At 59.6% G+C, this 15,130-nt stretch carries 16 protein-coding genes; 11 read left to right on the top strand and 5 right to left on the bottom strand.

Annotation, left to right across the window (positions count from 1 at the left end; genetic code table 11):
* The first annotated feature begins 116 nt into the window (after window positions 1-116).
* The 5 genes from ygfZ to QZ766_RS11420 all read left to right on the top strand — a co-directional run bounded on the left by ygfZ (window position 117) and on the right by QZ766_RS11420 (window position 3,446).
* Window positions 117-1,100: a tRNA-modifying protein YgfZ gene (gene ygfZ, locus QZ766_RS11440; protein WP_297201892.1), complete on the top strand. Its 984-nt coding sequence runs from the start codon at window positions 117-119 to the stop codon at window positions 1,098-1,100.
* A 66-nt stretch (window positions 1,101-1,166) separates the two neighbouring features.
* Window positions 1,167-1,991, top strand: coding sequence for an AraC family transcriptional regulator (locus QZ766_RS11435; RefSeq protein ID WP_297201889.1), 825 nt, complete (start codon window positions 1,167-1,169; stop codon window positions 1,989-1,991).
* Window positions 1,992-2,154: 163 nt separating this feature from the next.
* A complete protein-coding gene (locus QZ766_RS11430) occupies window positions 2,155-2,802 on the top strand; it encodes an AzlC family ABC transporter permease (RefSeq protein WP_297202318.1) in 648 nt (215 codons plus the stop codon).
* Window position 2,803: 1 nt separating this feature from the next.
* A complete protein-coding gene (locus tag QZ766_RS11425; RefSeq protein WP_297201886.1) occupies window positions 2,804-3,115 on the top strand; it encodes an AzlD domain-containing protein in 312 nt (103 codons plus the stop codon).
* 19 nt (window positions 3,116-3,134) lie between these two features.
* Window positions 3,135-3,446 (top strand): type IV toxin-antitoxin system YeeU family antitoxin, encoded by a 312-nt coding sequence (locus QZ766_RS11420; RefSeq protein ID WP_297201884.1) that lies wholly within the window; start codon window positions 3,135-3,137, stop codon window positions 3,444-3,446.
* 393 nt (window positions 3,447-3,839) lie between these two features.
* On the opposite strand, the gene QZ766_RS11415 is transcribed toward QZ766_RS11420, so the two are convergent.
* A complete protein-coding gene (locus QZ766_RS11415; RefSeq protein ID WP_297201881.1) occupies window positions 3,840-4,499 on the bottom strand; it encodes a hemolysin III family protein in 660 nt (219 codons plus the stop codon).
* Between the two features lie 127 nt (window positions 4,500-4,626).
* Window positions 4,627-4,941, bottom strand: coding sequence for a N(4)-acetylcytidine aminohydrolase (gene yqfB / locus QZ766_RS11410; RefSeq protein WP_297201878.1), 315 nt, complete (start codon window positions 4,939-4,941; stop codon window positions 4,627-4,629).
* 47 nt (window positions 4,942-4,988) lie between these two features.
* On the opposite strand from yqfB, the gene QZ766_RS11405 reads away from it, so the two are divergent.
* The 6 genes from QZ766_RS11405 (at window position 4,989) to QZ766_RS11380 (ending at window position 10,902) form a co-directional block, all read left to right on the top strand.
* On the top strand, window positions 4,989-5,720 hold the full coding sequence (locus QZ766_RS11405) for a MurR/RpiR family transcriptional regulator (RefSeq protein ID WP_297202316.1): 732 nt from the start codon (window positions 4,989-4,991) through the stop codon (window positions 5,718-5,720).
* A 118-nt stretch (window positions 5,721-5,838) separates the two neighbouring features.
* A complete protein-coding gene (locus tag QZ766_RS11400) occupies window positions 5,839-7,272 on the top strand; it encodes a 6-phospho-beta-glucosidase (protein ID WP_297201877.1) in 1,434 nt (477 codons plus the stop codon).
* 115 nt (window positions 7,273-7,387) lie between these two features.
* Window positions 7,388-7,747, top strand: coding sequence for a copper resistance protein (locus tag QZ766_RS11395; protein ID WP_297201874.1), 360 nt, complete (start codon window positions 7,388-7,390; stop codon window positions 7,745-7,747).
* A 47-nt stretch (window positions 7,748-7,794) separates the two neighbouring features.
* The gene (locus QZ766_RS11390) at window positions 7,795-9,804 is read left to right on the top strand and encodes a protein-disulfide reductase DsbD domain-containing protein (protein WP_297201871.1); all 2,010 of its coding nucleotides are present in this window, start codon (window positions 7,795-7,797) and stop codon (window positions 9,802-9,804) included.
* 2 nt (window positions 9,805-9,806) lie between these two features.
* Window positions 9,807-10,415, top strand: a complete 609-nt coding sequence (locus QZ766_RS11385) for a DsbA family protein (protein ID WP_297201869.1) — start codon at window positions 9,807-9,809, stop codon at window positions 10,413-10,415.
* Entirely contained in the window at window positions 10,405-10,902 is a 498-nt protein-coding gene (locus QZ766_RS11380; protein ID WP_297201866.1) for a protein disulfide oxidoreductase, read from the top strand. Before QZ766_RS11385 ends, QZ766_RS11380 begins: the two co-directional genes overlap by 11 nt.
* 29 nt (window positions 10,903-10,931) lie before the next feature.
* Here the strand turns inward: QZ766_RS11380 and QZ766_RS11375 are convergent, their stop codons facing one another.
* The 3 genes from QZ766_RS11375 to gcvH all read right to left on the bottom strand — a co-directional run bounded on the left by QZ766_RS11375 (window position 10,932) and on the right by gcvH (window position 15,108).
* Window positions 10,932-11,675: an SDR family oxidoreductase gene (locus QZ766_RS11375; protein ID WP_297201863.1), complete on the bottom strand. Its 744-nt coding sequence runs from the start codon at window positions 11,673-11,675 to the stop codon at window positions 10,932-10,934.
* A gap of 68 nt (window positions 11,676-11,743) precedes the next feature.
* Complete coding sequence (gcvP, locus tag QZ766_RS11370; protein WP_297201860.1) at window positions 11,744-14,617, bottom strand: aminomethyl-transferring glycine dehydrogenase; 2,874 nt, start codon at window positions 14,615-14,617, stop codon at window positions 11,744-11,746.
* A 101-nt stretch (window positions 14,618-14,718) separates the two neighbouring features.
* Complete coding sequence (gcvH, locus tag QZ766_RS11365; protein ID WP_297201857.1) at window positions 14,719-15,108, bottom strand: glycine cleavage system protein GcvH; 390 nt, start codon at window positions 15,106-15,108, stop codon at window positions 14,719-14,721.
* Between the last annotated feature and the right edge of the window lie 22 nt (window positions 15,109-15,130).

The following is a 15,130-nucleotide window of genomic DNA, read 5'->3' as shown; positions in this document are numbered from 1 at the left end:
CCATCAGCGTAAAAGAAGAATAATGGCACGAATGGTCTTCGGAAAGCGCTTGCAATGCGCAATGGCTCTTTTACCATTACTTATTAACTCTGCGTTAGGCTATTCAGGACATAACTATGGCTTTTACACCGTTTTCTTCTCGCCAGCCCGCTGCATCCGCGCAGCTGCCGCTGACGCTAATGACGCTGGACGACTGGGCGCTGGCGACAATTACCGGCGCCGACAGTGAAAAATACCTTCAGGGCCAAATTACCGCGGACGTCGCACAGCTCGCGCCCGGGCAGCATCTCTCCGTTGCCCACTGCGATGCGAAAGGAAAAATGTGGAGCAACCTGCGCCTGTTTCAGGATAACGGGGGCTTCGCCTGGATTGAACGCCGCAGCGTGCGCGAGAATCAGCTCACCGAGCTGAAAAAGTACGCCATCTTCTCTAAAGTCACCATCGCACCGGACGACAGCCGGGTTCTGCTCGGCCTGGCAGGCGCGGGCGCGCGCGACGCGCTGGCAGCACTGTTCACTACGCTGCCGGATGGCGAAAACCAGGTTACCCGCGACGGCGACAGCACTCTGCTGTGGTTTGAACATCCCGCCGAGCGTTTCCTGCTGGTGGTTTCCGAAGCCACGGCCCAGCGCATCGCTGACGCCCTGCGCGACAGCGCCGCGCTCAACGACAGCCAGCAGTGGCTGGCGCTGAATATTGAAGCCGGCCTGCCGGTTATCGACGCTGCCAACAGCGCCCAGTTCATTCCTCAGGCTACCAATATCCAGGCCCTGGGCGGCATCAGCTTTAAAAAAGGCTGCTATACCGGGCAGGAGATGGTGGCGCGCGCAAAATTTCGCGGCGCCAACAAGCGTGCCCTGTGGTATCTGGCTGGCACCGCCGACCGGGTACCGGAGGCCGGTGAAGACCTGGAGATGAAGATGGGCGACAACTGGCGCCGCACCGGCACCGTGCTCGCCGCCGTACAGCTCGGCGACGGCCAGCTGCTGGTCCAGGTGGTAATGAATAACGATATGGAACCGGAGAGCGAGTTCCGGGTTCGAGCAGGGGAAGGCACTCTGCACATTCAGCCGCTGCCCTATTCGCTCGCCGAAGCCTGACGGCAGCCAGCCTGATTCGACGGCGCCGGCAGCAATTTCGTACAACGCGTAAAGCAGGAGTTCACGATGGGGGTCCCATTTAAGGAACACACTGACTACCGACGCCTTGATGCGCTGGGCGGGGTAGACATGCTGCAGGCGCACTATTACAAGCAGCGCTTCGCCCGACACGTTCACGAGACATTCTGCATTGGCGTTATCGAGCAGGGTGCCCAGCGCTTTTACCGCTCGGGCGCCGAGCACGTCGCACCGCGCGGTGACATTATTATCGTCAACGCCGATGACGTGCACACCGGCTGCTCCGAGCTGGAGCACGGCTGGGCCTACCGGGCAATCTATCCCCATCCGGATATGCTGAGTACCATTTTGCGTCAGGTACCCGATGCAAAAGGCTTTGTTCCCTGGTTCCCGGATGCCGTTGTCCACGATCCGGGACTCTCCCAGCAGCTTCTGCTCACCTTCAGTATGCTTGCTCAGGAAGGCAATAATCTGCTCAAAGAGACTCTGCTGCTCTCCTCCCTGACGCTGCTGAGCCTGCGCTATAGCCGCACCCGCAAGCCTCCGCGTCCACAGCCGGAGGCAACCCTTAAGATCTTGCGGGTAAAAGATTTTATCGAAAGCTGTCCCGAGGCCGATCATACATTAACCCAGCTGGCGCAGCTGGCGGGCCTTAGCCACTGGCACTTCCTGCGGCAGTTCAAAGCAGTGACCGGCCTGACGCCACACGCCTATCTGATCCAGGCCAGGCTGCGTAAATCTCGCGAGCTGCTGCGCAGCGGCGTCAGCATCATTGATACCTCGACAATCTGCGGGTTTACCGATCAGAGCCACTTTCATCGCCATTTTAAAAATTGTGTTGGCCTGACGCCGGGCGAATTCATTAAAGCCTGATCCATGAGGCAGCAATAACGTTCAATACACCGCCCGCCCTCTCCGCTAGCGTAACGGCTATGTTGTTGCTGAACCGCTGGCGTTATCCATGAGTAAAGTCATTAACCCAATTTGTGCTGATAAGGCGCAGTCGCACTCCTCTTTTACCCGCGGCGCCGTTGAAATGCTGCCGCTGTGCATCTCCGTGATCCCGTGGGGTATTCTCGCAGGCTCAATGGCCGTGCAGGCTGGCTTAACGTTCTGGCAAAGTGTGGGGATGTCGGCCATCGTCTTTGCCGGCGCTGCACAGCTCGTCGCGCTGGGACTAACGCTGTCCGGGGCCAGCCTGTTTACCATCCTCGTGTCGGTTTTTTTTATCACCTCCCAGCATTTTATTTACGGCCTGACCCTGCGGGAGTTTGTATCCTGTCTGAAAGCAAAGCTGCGGCTGCCGATCGGCTTTTTGCTGACGGACGAACTTTTTGCCCTCAGTGAATCGAAAAATAAGCGCGCGGCGCTGACGCCGGGCTATTTAATCGGCGCGGGCCTGGCGTTCTATTTGTCGTGGAATGTGTTTAGCCTGATGGGCATTCTGATGGCATCCGCAGTATCGGATCTCGATAAATATCACCTCGATTATTCCATTGTGGCGACCTTTATCACGCTGGTGGTGCCGATGGTCAAGAATATAAGCACGCTGGTCGGCGTGGCCGTATCACTGGTGCTGTCAATGATACTGAGCTATTGCCATTTTGACGGCGCCATTGTGGTCGCCGGACTGAGCGGCATGTTTGCCGCAACGGCCGCTTCTGTTTTACGCAAGGAGCCATAATATGAGCTGGATACTGATCTTAACGCTGGCGCTAATCGTCTTTTTCAACCGCTATGTTTTTCTTGAGCCTGCGGTACCGCTGAGGCTGCCGGCAGTGATTAATAAAGCGCTAAAGTACTCGGCCCCCTGCCTGCTCACTGCCATCTGCGGCCCAATTATTTTAATGGATCGCGGTGTGATAAGAGAGTTTCCGCTCAATCCCTACTTTTTAGCGGCTGTCGCAAGCGTGGTTATTGCCTGTTTCGTGAAAAATATCGTTACGGCTGTTTTACTTAGCCTGGCGGTTTTTTACGTGATTAATTATTTCATTTAATTATCGCGCGAGAGGTAAAATGCCCCACCCCGAAAATCCTTATGAAAGACAAGGCGGCCATATCCTGCCCCGCTTTGTAGCCTGCTTACGCTGGCAGCAGGGCAAACTGCATTATCAGGCCCGCAACTCCCGCATTGAAGGACGATTTACTGACAGACAGCTGCGCCAGCTTGGGCACGCATTTCCGCTATTTCTTGCGCAAATATCACAGCAGATCGCCGATAGAAAGTATTTTGATGATTATTCCAACATGCCGCAACTACGCGCTGAGGGTCTGTGCTGTAACCTATCTCCGATTATTTCTACGCTGCAGAAACCCTCCCTTATCTAAATAAAGAATAATATAGAACTTATCTCTATATTACCCCTAATAGGTAAAGGTTAATTTTTTGTATATTAATATTGATTTTTTGTGTATATCTTTGGCTGTGGTTTATCCAGAAGCATTGAAATGAGGATGTAAAAGCCAAAACAGGAGGTTGAATGTGGAAGCATTATATCATCGTCAGATACTCTCTATTATTTTCCGCATATTCTTCGTTGTCCTGTTTTCCTTAATATTCGGCTGCTCTGCGCGTAGTTAGCGGATTGCCAAATTGTCAGCATTAATGCCGTTCGCACTGAGCGCCCGGCATTAACCGTTGGTGTTGTTAATGGTCATTGGCCACCCGATCGCCAGCTTCGTACGGATGGCGATCGGGCATTTTTTCATTTGCTGCCAGACTTAAAGCTGCCCGACGTACAGATAAATCGCCAGGAAGTGGCAAACGCAGCCGCCCAGCACGAAGCCGTGCCAGATAGCGTGGTTGTAAGGGATCCGCTTGCTGACGTAGAAGATAACGCCCAATGAATAAATAATCCCGCCCGCCGCCAGCAGCGCCACGCCGCCGGCCGAGAGCTTAATGGCCAGCTGATAGATGACAATCAGCGACAGCCAGCCCATCAGCAGATAAGTGACCACCGAGAGCACCTTAAAGCGGTGGGCTATCGTCAGCTTAAACAGGATCCCCATCAGCGCCAGGCCCCAGATAACAATCATCAGGCCGCGCGCCAGCCCGGAGTTGAGCCCTACCAGTAAAAACGGCGTATAGGTACCGGCAATCAGCAGGTAGATAGCGCAGTGGTCAAGCTTTTTCAGCCAGGTTTTCGCCCGCTTGTGCGGGATAGCGTGATACAGCGTGGAGGCGAGAAACAGCAGGATCATGCTGCCGCCATAGAGGCTATAGCTGGTGATGGCCATAACGCTGGCGTTTGCATCAACCGCCTGCACCAGCAGCAGTACCAGCCCGACAATACCAAACACCAGCCCAACGCCGTGGCTGATGCTGTTGGCGATCTCTTCTGCCAGTGAATAGCCCTGCGTAGTTAATGGTTTATTGGTCATAGTGGACTCCGGATGAACAAAAAGTGCCTGAAGCTCTCTTAGCCTAACTGAGAATGATTCCAGTGAACACCTGTTCGCTGAAATAAAAACCTCACTGACGATCTATTCTGTCCGCCGCGCAGCAGCCTTACGCCACCAGCACAAATTCAATAACATAAAACTGCTGCTGTCCCGGATAGATTTCCGCAATCACCGCTTTCAGCTGCGGCAGCGTCATATTTTCCTGGCGCGCGTGCTGCTCTTCGAGCGTGTCCAGCGTCACTGTCGACGTGGCCGTCACGCGCAGGGTGCAGAAATAGCCATTATCCTCGTAGCGCCCCACCCGCAAAACGTCGCCGGGCGTAAAGTGCGATTCGCTGGCGTCGCGAATAGTGATGGTTTTGCGCCCGGCAAGGATGTCTTCCTGAAAGCGCTGAAAAAAAGTGATGTCGTTCGGGGCCATGGTATGATTTTGTTCCTGTTTTGCTAAATGAGTACCGCTTCGTGAGCCTGTTTTCCCACGCCGCTATTGCCAGCCTGAATAACCTTGAGATGCAGGTCTATGAGTGCGTCATCAAAAATCGCGACGCGGTAATGTATATGACCATTCGCGAGCTGGCGGACGCGGCGGGCGTATCCACAACAACGGTGCTGAGATTTTGCCGCAAACTGCAGTGCGATGGCTACTCGGAGTTCCGGGTACGTTTCAAGCTCTACCTGGAACAGAGCGCCGTTCCGCAGATGAACGGCGGCGCCGGGGAAATTATTGGCTTCTTCAGAAGCGTTAACAATGACGAATTTGAGCGCCAGCTGGACGATGCGGCCAGCGTCATTCTGGCCGCCGAGCGCGTGATTTTCGTCGGCGCCGGCACCTCAGGCGCGCTGGCAAAATACGGCGCGCGCTTTTTCTCTAACGTCGGCAAGTTCAGCAACCACATTGACGATCCTTATTTTCCGGTGACCCGCGATATGGCGAAAAATGCGCTGGCGATTGTGCTTTCCGTCTCCGGCGAAACGGAAGAGATCCTGCGCTTCGCCGGCCAGTTCAGCCTGCACCGCTGCAGCGTGCTCGCCATCACCGGGCACGAGCGCTCCCGGCTGGCGCGCCTCGCAGACCATAGCCTGTGCTGGCACATGAGCCCGACCCGCATCGACGGGGTCTACGATATTACAACCCAAATCCCGGTTATCTATATTCTCGAATCTCTGGGGCGGCGACTGGCGGACAGGCTGGCAGAATAAAACACTGTGTTTTTTCGACGTGACAAATCACCTTGCGGCCATTTTGTTATACCGTGACATTTAATTTCCCTTTTGCCAGACTTATCGTCAGCAGCGTTATTAAAGGGAAATGGAAACGATGAAAAAACTGACCTTACCAAAAGACTTTTTATGGGGCGGCGCGGTTGCGGCGCACCAGGTGGAAGGCGGCTGGAATAAAGGCGGCAAGGGCCCGAGCATTTGCGACGTGCTGACCGGCGGCGCCCACGGCGTGCCGCGGGAAATAACCCGGCAGGTTGAGCCCGGCAAATATTATCCCAACCACGAGGCGGTAGACTTTTACGGTCGTTACAAAGAGGACATCGCGCTGTTTGCCGAGATGGGCTTCAAGTGTTTTCGTACCTCCATTGCCTGGACCCGCATCTTCCCGCAGGGAGACGAGGCGCAGCCCAACGAAGAGGGGCTGAAGTTCTACGACGACATGTTCGACGAGCTGCTCAAATACAATATTGAGCCGGTGATCACCCTCTCCCACTTTGAAATGCCGCTGCACCTGGTACAGGCCTACGGCGGCTGGACCAGTCGTAAAGTGGTCGATTTCTTCGTGCGCTTCGCGGAAGTGGTGTTCGAGCGCTATCGCAACAAGGTCAAATACTGGATGACCTTCAACGAAATCAATAACCAGCGCAACTGGCGCGCGCCGCTGTTCGGCTACTGCTGCTCCGGGGTGGTCTACACCGAGCATCAGGATCCAGAAGAGACCATGTACCAGGTGCTGCACCACCAGTTCGTCGCCAGCGCCCTGGCGGTGAAAGCGGCGCGGCGCATCAATCCCGAAATGCAGGTAGGCTGCATGCTGGCGATGGTGCCGCTCTACCCCTACTCCTGCAAGCCGGAAGATGTGATGTACGCGCAGGAGTCCATGCGCGAGCGCTACGTGTTTACCGACGTGCAGCTGCGCGGCTACTACCCGTCTTACGTCCTTAACGAGTGGGCGCGGCGCGGGTTCAACATTCGCATGGAAGAGGGTGATGCGGAGATCCTGCGCGACGGCACCTGCGCCTATCTGGGCTTTAGCTACTACATGACCAACGCGGTGAAAGCCGAAGGCGGCAGCGGCGACGCCATTTCCGGCTTAGAAGGCAGCGTGCCGAACCCGCACGTGAAAGCCTCCGACTGGGGCTGGCAGATCGATCCCGAAGGCCTGCGCTATGCCCTGTGCGAGCTTTACGAGCGCTACCAGAAGCCGCTGTTTATCGTCGAAAACGGCTTTGGCGCCTACGACAAAGTGGAAGCGGACGGCAGCATTATCGACGATTACCGCATCGACTACCTGCGCGCCCACGTTGAAGCGATGAAGAAAGCAGTCACCTACGACGGCGTGGATCTGATGGGCTACACGCCCTGGGGCTGTATCGACTGCGTCTCGTTTACCACCGGCCAGTACAGCAAGCGCTACGGATTTATCTACGTTAACCGCCACGACGACGGCAGCGGCGATATGTCCCGCTCGCGTAAAAAGAGCTTTGCCTGGTATCAGCAGGTCATTGCCAGCAACGGCGAAATCCTCTGATCCTCTGCGCCCCGCGTTCTTTACGCGGGGCGCACCTACTACACTTCTTTACAGCTTTAACATTGCTAAAACAACGTATGCCGATAAGATGAGCCTCTGAATTTTTGAGGCGCACATGATTAAGCAACAGCGAAAAGCTCTCTCTCTGCTCGTCCTTGCCTGCCTGGTGATGCTGGTGTGCATTACCCAGCGCGTGGCCGGGATGCATTCGCTCGTCGCCAGTGCGCCTGAAGCCGTCCAGTCTGTCCAGCACGCGCCGGACGGCGCCGACGAGCCGGTCGCCCCCTGCGAGCTCAGCGCCAAATCGCTGGTCAACGTGCCGCCGGTGCTGTTCGAAGGTGCGCTGTTCGCCATTACCCTTCTGCTGGTGATACTGGCCGCCTCCCCTCCCAGCATTGAGCGCCTCTGGCCGCCGCGGGTTATCTCTCCGCCCCGGCTGCGGGTGCATCTGCGATTATGCGTCTTCCGTGAGTGAGAACGGCCTGAAAACTCGGGTTAATTCATCACTTACGGAGAAAATTTATGTTTACATTCTTCAGGCGGCTGATTGTCTGCCTGCTCTGGCTATGGCTGCCTCTCAGCCAGGCCGCCGACAGCGGCTGGCTGCGCGCCGCCGATAACTCACACGCCAGCGTCCGGCTGCGGGCCGGACAAAACGACAGCGGCGACGCGCGCCTGCTGCTGGATATTCGCCTTGAAAAGGGCTGGAAAACCTACTGGCGATCCCCGGGCGAAGGCGGCATTGCGCCGTCCATTGCCTGGCAGCAGCCGGTTAACGTTACCTGGCGCTGGCCGACACCGCAGCGCTTTGAGGTTGCCGGGATCTCAACCCAGGGCTATCACGGCGACGTCAGCTTTCCCATGACCGTGCACGGTCCGCTGCCGACCCGGCTTAGCGGGGTGCTTACGCTCTCAACGTGCAGCAACGTCTGCATTCTGACGGACTTTCCCTTCTCGCTGGACACGACCGCCCCCGCCGGCGGCGAATTCGACTATGACTTCACCCGGGCGATGGGGACGCTGCCGTTACAAAGCGGTCTTACCAACCATCTTGAAGCCCGCTATGCCAGCGGCAAACTTACTGTTAGCGCAGTGCGGGAAGCGGGCTGGCAGCAGCCGGCGCTGTACATCGACAACGTGGATGATGTGGACTTCGGCAAGCCGGCGCTGCAGGTAAGCGGCAATACGCTGACCGCCACGGTGCCGGTGAGCGACGGCTGGGGCGAGAGTGCCCCGGATATCAGCGGCAAAACGCTCAACCTGGTGCTCGCCGACGGCGGACAGGCGCAGGAGAGCGCGGTCAACGTCGCTAAAGGCAGCCCGGCCCCGGCGGTGTCGCTCGGCTGGGTGGTGCTGATGGCGCTGGCGGGCGGACTGATCCTCAACGTAATGCCCTGCGTGCTGCCGGTGCTGGCGATGAAGCTCGGTTCGCTGGTGCAGGCCCGCGACCAGCAGCGCGGCGATATCAGGCGGCAGTTCCTGGCATCGGTATGCGGCATTGTGGCCTCGTTCCTCGCGCTGGCGCTGATGATGACCCTGCTGCGGCTGGGCAATCAGGCGCTGGGCTGGGGGATCCAGTTCCAGAATCCGTGGTTTATCGGCGCGATGGCGCTGGTGATGGTGCTGTTCAGCGCCAGCCTGCTGGGGCTGTTTGAGTTTCGCCTCTCCTCGGGAACCAGCACCTTTCTGGCCACCCGCGGCGGCCGGGGGCTGATGGGCCACTTCTGGCAGGGCGCGTTCGCCACGCTGCTGGCAACGCCCTGCACCGCGCCGTTTCTCGGCACCGCCGTCTCGGCAGCACTGGTGGCGCCGCTGCCGCAGCTGTGGGTACTGTTCTTCGCGATGGGTATCGGCATGAGCCTGCCGTGGCTGGTTATCGCCGCCTGGCCGGGGTTCGCCCGCTTCCTGCCGCGTCCCGGACGCTGGATGAATACGCTGCGAACGCTCCTCGGCCTGATGATGCTCGGCTCCGCGCTGTGGCTGCTGAGCCTGCTCAAGGCCCACGTGGGAACCACTATCGTTATTGCCATCGCACTGCTGCTGGCGCTGGTTCTCCCGCTGGCGCTTGCTCTGCACCATCGCGGAAAAGCGGCGATCCGCACAGGCATTCCGGCGCTGCTGGTTATCGCCGCCGTCACCTTTGCCTCACTGTCCGGCGGCAGCGGCCCGCGCCGCGACCGCATCGACTGGCAGCCCCTGAGCGAGCAGGCGATTACCCGGGCGCTGGCCGGGCACAAGCGGGTCTTTGTCGATGTCACCGCCGACTGGTGCGTGACCTGCAAAGCCAATAAATACAACGTGCTGCTGCGCGACGACGTGCAGAAGGCCCTTACCCAGCCGGACGTGGTAGCGCTGCGCGGCGACTGGACGCGCCCGTCAGCAGAGATTAGCCAGTTCCTCAACGCCCGCGGCAGCGCCGCCGTCCCGTTTAATCAAATTTACGGCCCCGGCCTGCCGGCCGGGCGCGTACAGTCCCCTCTTCTGGACAGGGAGTCGCTGCTTGCCGACCTGTCCACCGCGAAAGGAAAATAATCATGAAAATCATCGCTGCCTTACTGTTGCTGTGCGCCTCGACGCTTAGCTTCGCCGCCCCTGACGCGGCGCCGGCGTCCAGCAACGATCAGCTGGAAAAGCTGCTGTTTAACGATCCCGATAGCCCGGCCACCGGTGCAAAAGCACCGCGTCTGACGATTGTGTCATTCACCGACTACAACTGCCCGTGGTGCAAGAAGTTCGATCCGATGCTGGAAAAGGTGGTTCAGGAGAATCCCGACGTGCGCCTTATCATTAAGCTGCTGCCGTTTCGCGGCGAGAGCTCTATGAACGCCGCTAAAGTCGCACTCTCCACCTGGCACCAGCAGCCCGATAAGTTCTGGGCGCTGCACCAGCGGCTGATGGCGAAAAAGGGCTACCACGATGACGCCAGCATTCTCGCCGCACAGAAAAAAACCGGCACGGACGCGATCAAGATCGAGGAAAAGACCCGCGATACCATGAAGATGAACCTGATCCTCGCCCAGGTGCTGAACATTCAGGGCACCCCGGCGACCATCATTGGCGACCAGATGGTCGCCGGCGCAATTCCCGCCGACGAGCTGGAGGCGCTGGTGAAAGAACAGCTGGCGAAAGCGGATGCGCAGTAAAATTGTTCGCTGGAGCCGCGAGCTGGTGATTTTTCTGCTGCTGGCGGGCGCCGTCAGCCTGGCAGTAGATTATGCCCGCCGCCCGGCCCTGCCCCAGGGCTTCAGCAGCGAGCCGCTGGAAACCATTGACGGCCAGCCCGTCGATCTGGCGGCAATGAGCCAGGATCGCCCGCTGCTGGTTTACGTCTGGGCCACCTGGTGCAGCGTGTGCCGCTTCACTACGCCGTCGGTGGCCTCACTTGCCGCCAGCGGCGCAAATGTGGTGACCGTGGCCCTGCGCTCCGGGGACGATGCCGCCCTGGCGCAGGGGTTGCGGCGCAGGCATCTTGCGGCACCCACGGTGAATGACGCGCGCGGGCAGCTTGCGGCCCGCTGGGGGGTTCAGGCAACGCCGACGATCTTGATCGTCTATCGTGGGAAAGTCACCGCCATCACCACCGGCTGGACCAGCAGCTGGGGCATGCGCCTGCGGCTGTGGATGGCGTAAGAAAACAGGCGGCCCAAGCGGGCCGCCTGTTATTTACCGCCGGCAAGCTCGATAAAGCTGCCGGTCACGTAGGATGCACCGTCGCTCAGCAGCCAGGCAATCGCCTGCGCCACCTCTTCCGGCTGGCCCCCGCGCCCCATCGGCAGCGAGGCGGCCACCCGATCCACCCGCCCGGGCTCGCCGCCGCTGGCGTGAATATCGGTATAAATAAGGCCGGGACGCACGGCGTTAACCCGAATGCCCTGCGCCGCCACCTCCAGCGAAAGTCCTCTCGTCAAACTGTCAACCGCGCCTTTCGAAGCCGCGTAGTCCACGTATTCGCCCGGCGCGCCGAGCCGGGAAGCAGCAGAAGAGACATTGACGATCGCCCCGCCGCTGCCGCCGTGCCTGAAGGACATGCGCCTGACCGCTTCCCGACAGCAGAGAAAATAGTCGGTCACGTTGGTGTTCAGCACCTGATTGATGCGCGCCGCGCTCAGGTTTTCCAGCGTGCTTTGCGCGAACAGGATCCCGGCATTGTTAACCAGCGCCGCCAGCGGCTCCGGCTCCCTGTCCAGGGCGCTGAACATCGCCATCACCTGTGCCTCGTCGCCAATGTCGGCCCGCAGGGCCAGCGCCCTGCCGCCGCCGGACGCAATCGCGTTCACCACCTCGTTCGCCGCCACGATGTTGTGATGATAATTGACCGCCACGGTGTAGCCCGCTTTCGCCAGCAGCAGAGCCGTAGCCCTGCCGATCCCCCGGCTGCCGCCGGTTACCAGAGCAATTGCCATTTCGCCTCCCATTAAAAAAGGGCGCCGCTGCGCCCTTAAACATCGTTTCTACAGGTCAAAACAACCCGTCACTGGTACTCGCTTATCGGCACGCAGGAGCAGAACAGATTCCGGTCGCCGTAAACGTCGTCCAGACGCTTCACGGTCGGCCAGTACTTGTTGGCGCTGCCCGCCGGGAATACCGCCAGCTCTCGGGTGTAGCCGTGGGTCCACTCGGCCACCAGCTCCTGCTGGGTGTGCGGGGCGTTAACCAGCGGATTATCTTCCAGCGGCCATTCGCCCTGCTGCACGCGATCGATCTCGGTGCGGATCGTCAGCATCGCGTCGATAAAGCGATCCAGCTCAACCTTGCTTTCGGATTCGGTAGGCTCAACCATCAGCGTGCCCGCCACCGGGAAGGACATGGTCGGCGCGTGGAAGCCGAAGTCAATCAGGCGCTTGGCAATATCCAGCTCGCTGATGCCGGTTTGCTCTTTCAGCGGGCGAATATCGAGGATGCACTCGTGGGCGACGCGCCCGTCGCGGCCGGTATACAGCACCGGGAACGCGCTTTTCAGGCGGGTTGCGATGTAGTTGGCATTGAGGATCGCCACCTGGCTGGCTTTTTTCAGCCCCTCGGCACCCATCATGCGGATATACATCCAGCTGATCGGCAGAATCGACGCGCTGCCGAACGGTGCGGCAGACACCGCGCCCTGCTGAGTCAGCATGCTTTCAATCTGCACCACGCTGTGGCCCGGTACGAACGGTGCCAGATGCGCCTTGACGCCAATCGGGCCCATGCCCGGACCACCGCCGCCGTGGGGAATGCAGAAGGTTTTGTGCAGATTGAGGTGCGAGACGTCAGCGCCGATAAAGCCCGGCGAGGTAATACCGACCTGGGCGTTCATGTTGGCACCGTCGAGGTACACCTGGCCGCCGTGCTGGTGCACAATCTCGCACACTTCGCGGATGGTCTCTTCGTACACGCCGTGGGTGGACGGATAGGTCACCATGATACAGGAGAGATTTCCCCCCGCCTGCTGCGCTTTCGCACGCAGATCCGCAAGGTCGATGTTACCGTGCTTATCGCAGGCCACCACCACCACCTGCATGCCCGCCATCTGCGCCGAGGCCGGGTTGGTGCCGTGGGCGGAGCTTGGGATCAGGCAGATATCGCGGTGCCCTTCGCTGCGGCTTTCGTGATAGCGGCGAATCGCCAGCAGGCCCGCGTACTCGCCCTGGGCGCCGGAGTTCGGCTGCATGCACAGCGCGTCGTAGCCGGTCAGCTTCACCAGCCAGTCGGAGAGCTGGGCGATCATTTGATGGTAGCCCTGCGCCTGATCCGCCGGGCAGAACGGGTGCAGTTCGGCAAACTCGGGCCAGGTGATGGGGATCATTTCCGCCGCGGCGTTGAGCTTCATGGTGCAGGAGCCCAGCGGGATCATCGCCTGGTTAAGGGCCAGATCCTTGCGCTCCAGCGAGTGCATGTAGCGCATCATCTCGGTTTCGCTGTGGTAGCGGTTAAACACCGGATGGGTAAGAATGTCGTCGCTGCGCAGCATCGCGGCGGGGATAGAGCGGCTGTCCAGCGCCACGTCTTTGTCCAGCGCTTCAATGTCCAGCCCGTGCCCGCTGCCGATCAGCACGTCAAACAGCGCCAGCACGTCGTCGCGGGTGGTGGTTTCATCCAGCGTAATCGCCACTGCGTGGTGAATATCGCTGCGCAGATTGATTTCTGCCGCTTCAGCGCGGGCCAGCACCGCGGCTTTATCAGCGACGTCAACGCACAGGGTGTCGAAGAAGCTGGCATGGCGCAGGCTCAGCCCTTTCTGGCGAAGGCCCGCGGCCAGAATATCGGCCAGGCGGTGAATGCGCCCGGCAATCCGCTTCAGGCCCGCCGGACCGTGATACACCGCGTACAGGCTGGCGATGTTGGCCAGCAGCACCTGAGAAGTACAGATGTTGGAGTTGGCTTTCTCGCGGCGGATGTGCTGCTCGCGGGTCTGCATTGCCATGCGCAGCGCGGTGTTGCCCGCGGCGTCCTTAGAAACGCCAATAATGCGGCCCGGCATCGAGCGCTTAAACTCATCCCGGGCGGCGAAGAAGGCCGCGTGCGGGCCGCCGTAGCCCATCGGCACGCCGAAGCGCTGGGCGGAACCAAAGACGATATCCGCGCCCTGCTTGCCCGGCGCGGTCAGCAGCACCAGCGCCATAAAGTCGGCGGCTACGCTCACCACCACCTTGCGCGCTTTCAGCGACGCGATAAGGTCGCTGTAATCATGGACTTCACCGGTGGTGCCCACCTGCTGGAGCAGCACGCCGAAGATATCCTGATGGTCGAGCGCCTTGTCGGCGTCATCCACGATAACGTCGAAGCCGAAGGTTTCCGCCCGGGTGCGCACCACGTCGAGCGTCTGCGGGTGAACGTCGGCCGCCACGAAGAAGCGGTTCGCGCCCTTGAGCTTGCTGACGCGCTTCGCCATCGCCATCGCTTCGGCGGCGGCGGTGGCTTCGTCCAGCAGCGAGGCGGAGGCGATATCCAGCCCGGTTAAATCCAGGGTGACCTGCTGGAAATTCAGCAGCGACTCCAGCCGCCCTTGAGAAACTTCCGGCTGGTACGGCGTGTAGGCGGTGTACCAGCCCGGGTTTTCCAGCATGTTGCGCAGGATCACCGGCGGCAGCTGCACCGCGGCGTAGCCCATGCCAATGTAAGACTTAAAGCGCCTGTTGCGGCTGGCGATGGCTTTCAGCTCCGCCAGCGCCTGATATTCGGTCGCCGCGTCGCCCACCTGCGGCGGCGTCGCCAGCTGGATATCCTGCGGGACTATCTGGCCAATCAGGGCGTTGAGCGACTCCGCGCCGACGGCATTCAGCATCTCCTGCTGCTGCGTCGCGTCCGGGCCAATGTGGCGATCGATAAACGCGCCGCGATTTTCAAGCTGACTTAAGGTCTGTGTCATGAGCGATGATTCCTGAAACATGCAGTGAAAAGTGGTGCGGACGAGGCGTTGCCGCCCCGTCCTGCTCTCCCCTTGCTGAGTGAAGGAGAGAGGAAAGCTAACTACTCGTCTTCTAACAGCGCTTCGTACGCGGCGGCGTCCAGCAGAGCGGCAACCTGGGATTCGTCGCTGGCCTTAATGCGGAAAATCCAGCCTGCGGCATACGGCTCGCTGTTGACCAGCTCAGGGGAATCCCCCAGCTCGTCATTGACGGCAACAATTTCGCCGCTGATTGGCGCATAGATATCGGACGCCGCTTTAACCGACTCTGCCACGGCGCAGTCGTCGCCCGCCTCCACGGTTTTGCCCACGTCCGGCAGGTCGACGAATACCATGTCGCCCAGCAGCTCCTGCGCGTGCTCGGTGATGCCAACGGTGTAGGTGCCGTCCGCTTCTTTGCGCAGCCACTCGTGTTCTTTACTGTATTTCAGTTCTGCGGGTACATTGCTCATTGCTTTTTCTCCTTAAAATAAT

It is taken from the genome of uncultured Pluralibacter sp. (assembly GCF_913775985.1).
Lineage (GTDB): Bacteria > Pseudomonadota > Gammaproteobacteria > Enterobacterales > Enterobacteriaceae > Pluralibacter.
Note: the sequence above shows the minus strand (reverse complement) of the source record. Positions and strands in the feature narration are given on the sequence as shown.

Coding starts and splice junctions, on each gene's coding strand:
- QZ766_RS11385 (WP_297201869.1), top strand. CDS start 9,807: ATGAAAATCATCGCTGCCTTACTGTTGCTGTGCGCCTCGACGCTTAGC.
- QZ766_RS11415 (WP_297201881.1), bottom strand. CDS start 4,499: ATGACCAATAAACCATTAACTACGCAGGGCTATTCACTGGCAGAAGAG.
- QZ766_RS11395 (WP_297201874.1), top strand. CDS start 7,388: ATGATTAAGCAACAGCGAAAAGCTCTCTCTCTGCTCGTCCTTGCCTGC.
- ygfZ (WP_297201892.1), top strand. CDS start 117: ATGGCTTTTACACCGTTTTCTTCTCGCCAGCCCGCTGCATCCGCGCAG.
- QZ766_RS11420 (WP_297201884.1), top strand. CDS start 3,135: ATGCCCCACCCCGAAAATCCTTATGAAAGACAAGGCGGCCATATCCTG.
- QZ766_RS11380 (WP_297201866.1), top strand. CDS start 10,405: ATGCGCAGTAAAATTGTTCGCTGGAGCCGCGAGCTGGTGATTTTTCTG.
- QZ766_RS11435 (WP_297201889.1), top strand. CDS start 1,167: ATGGGGGTCCCATTTAAGGAACACACTGACTACCGACGCCTTGATGCG.
- QZ766_RS11375 (WP_297201863.1), bottom strand. CDS start 11,675: ATGGCAATTGCTCTGGTAACCGGCGGCAGCCGGGGGATCGGCAGGGCT.
- yqfB (WP_297201878.1), bottom strand. CDS start 4,941: ATGGCCCCGAACGACATCACTTTTTTTCAGCGCTTTCAGGAAGACATC.
- QZ766_RS11430 (WP_297202318.1), top strand. CDS start 2,155: ATGCTGCCGCTGTGCATCTCCGTGATCCCGTGGGGTATTCTCGCAGGC.
- gcvP (WP_297201860.1), bottom strand. CDS start 14,617: ATGACACAGACCTTAAGTCAGCTTGAAAATCGCGGCGCGTTTATCGAT.
- gcvH (WP_297201857.1), bottom strand. CDS start 15,108: ATGAGCAATGTACCCGCAGAACTGAAATACAGTAAAGAACACGAGTGG.
- QZ766_RS11390 (WP_297201871.1), top strand. CDS start 7,795: ATGTTTACATTCTTCAGGCGGCTGATTGTCTGCCTGCTCTGGCTATGG.
- QZ766_RS11400 (WP_297201877.1), top strand. CDS start 5,839: ATGAAAAAACTGACCTTACCAAAAGACTTTTTATGGGGCGGCGCGGTT.
- QZ766_RS11425 (WP_297201886.1), top strand. CDS start 2,804: ATGAGCTGGATACTGATCTTAACGCTGGCGCTAATCGTCTTTTTCAAC.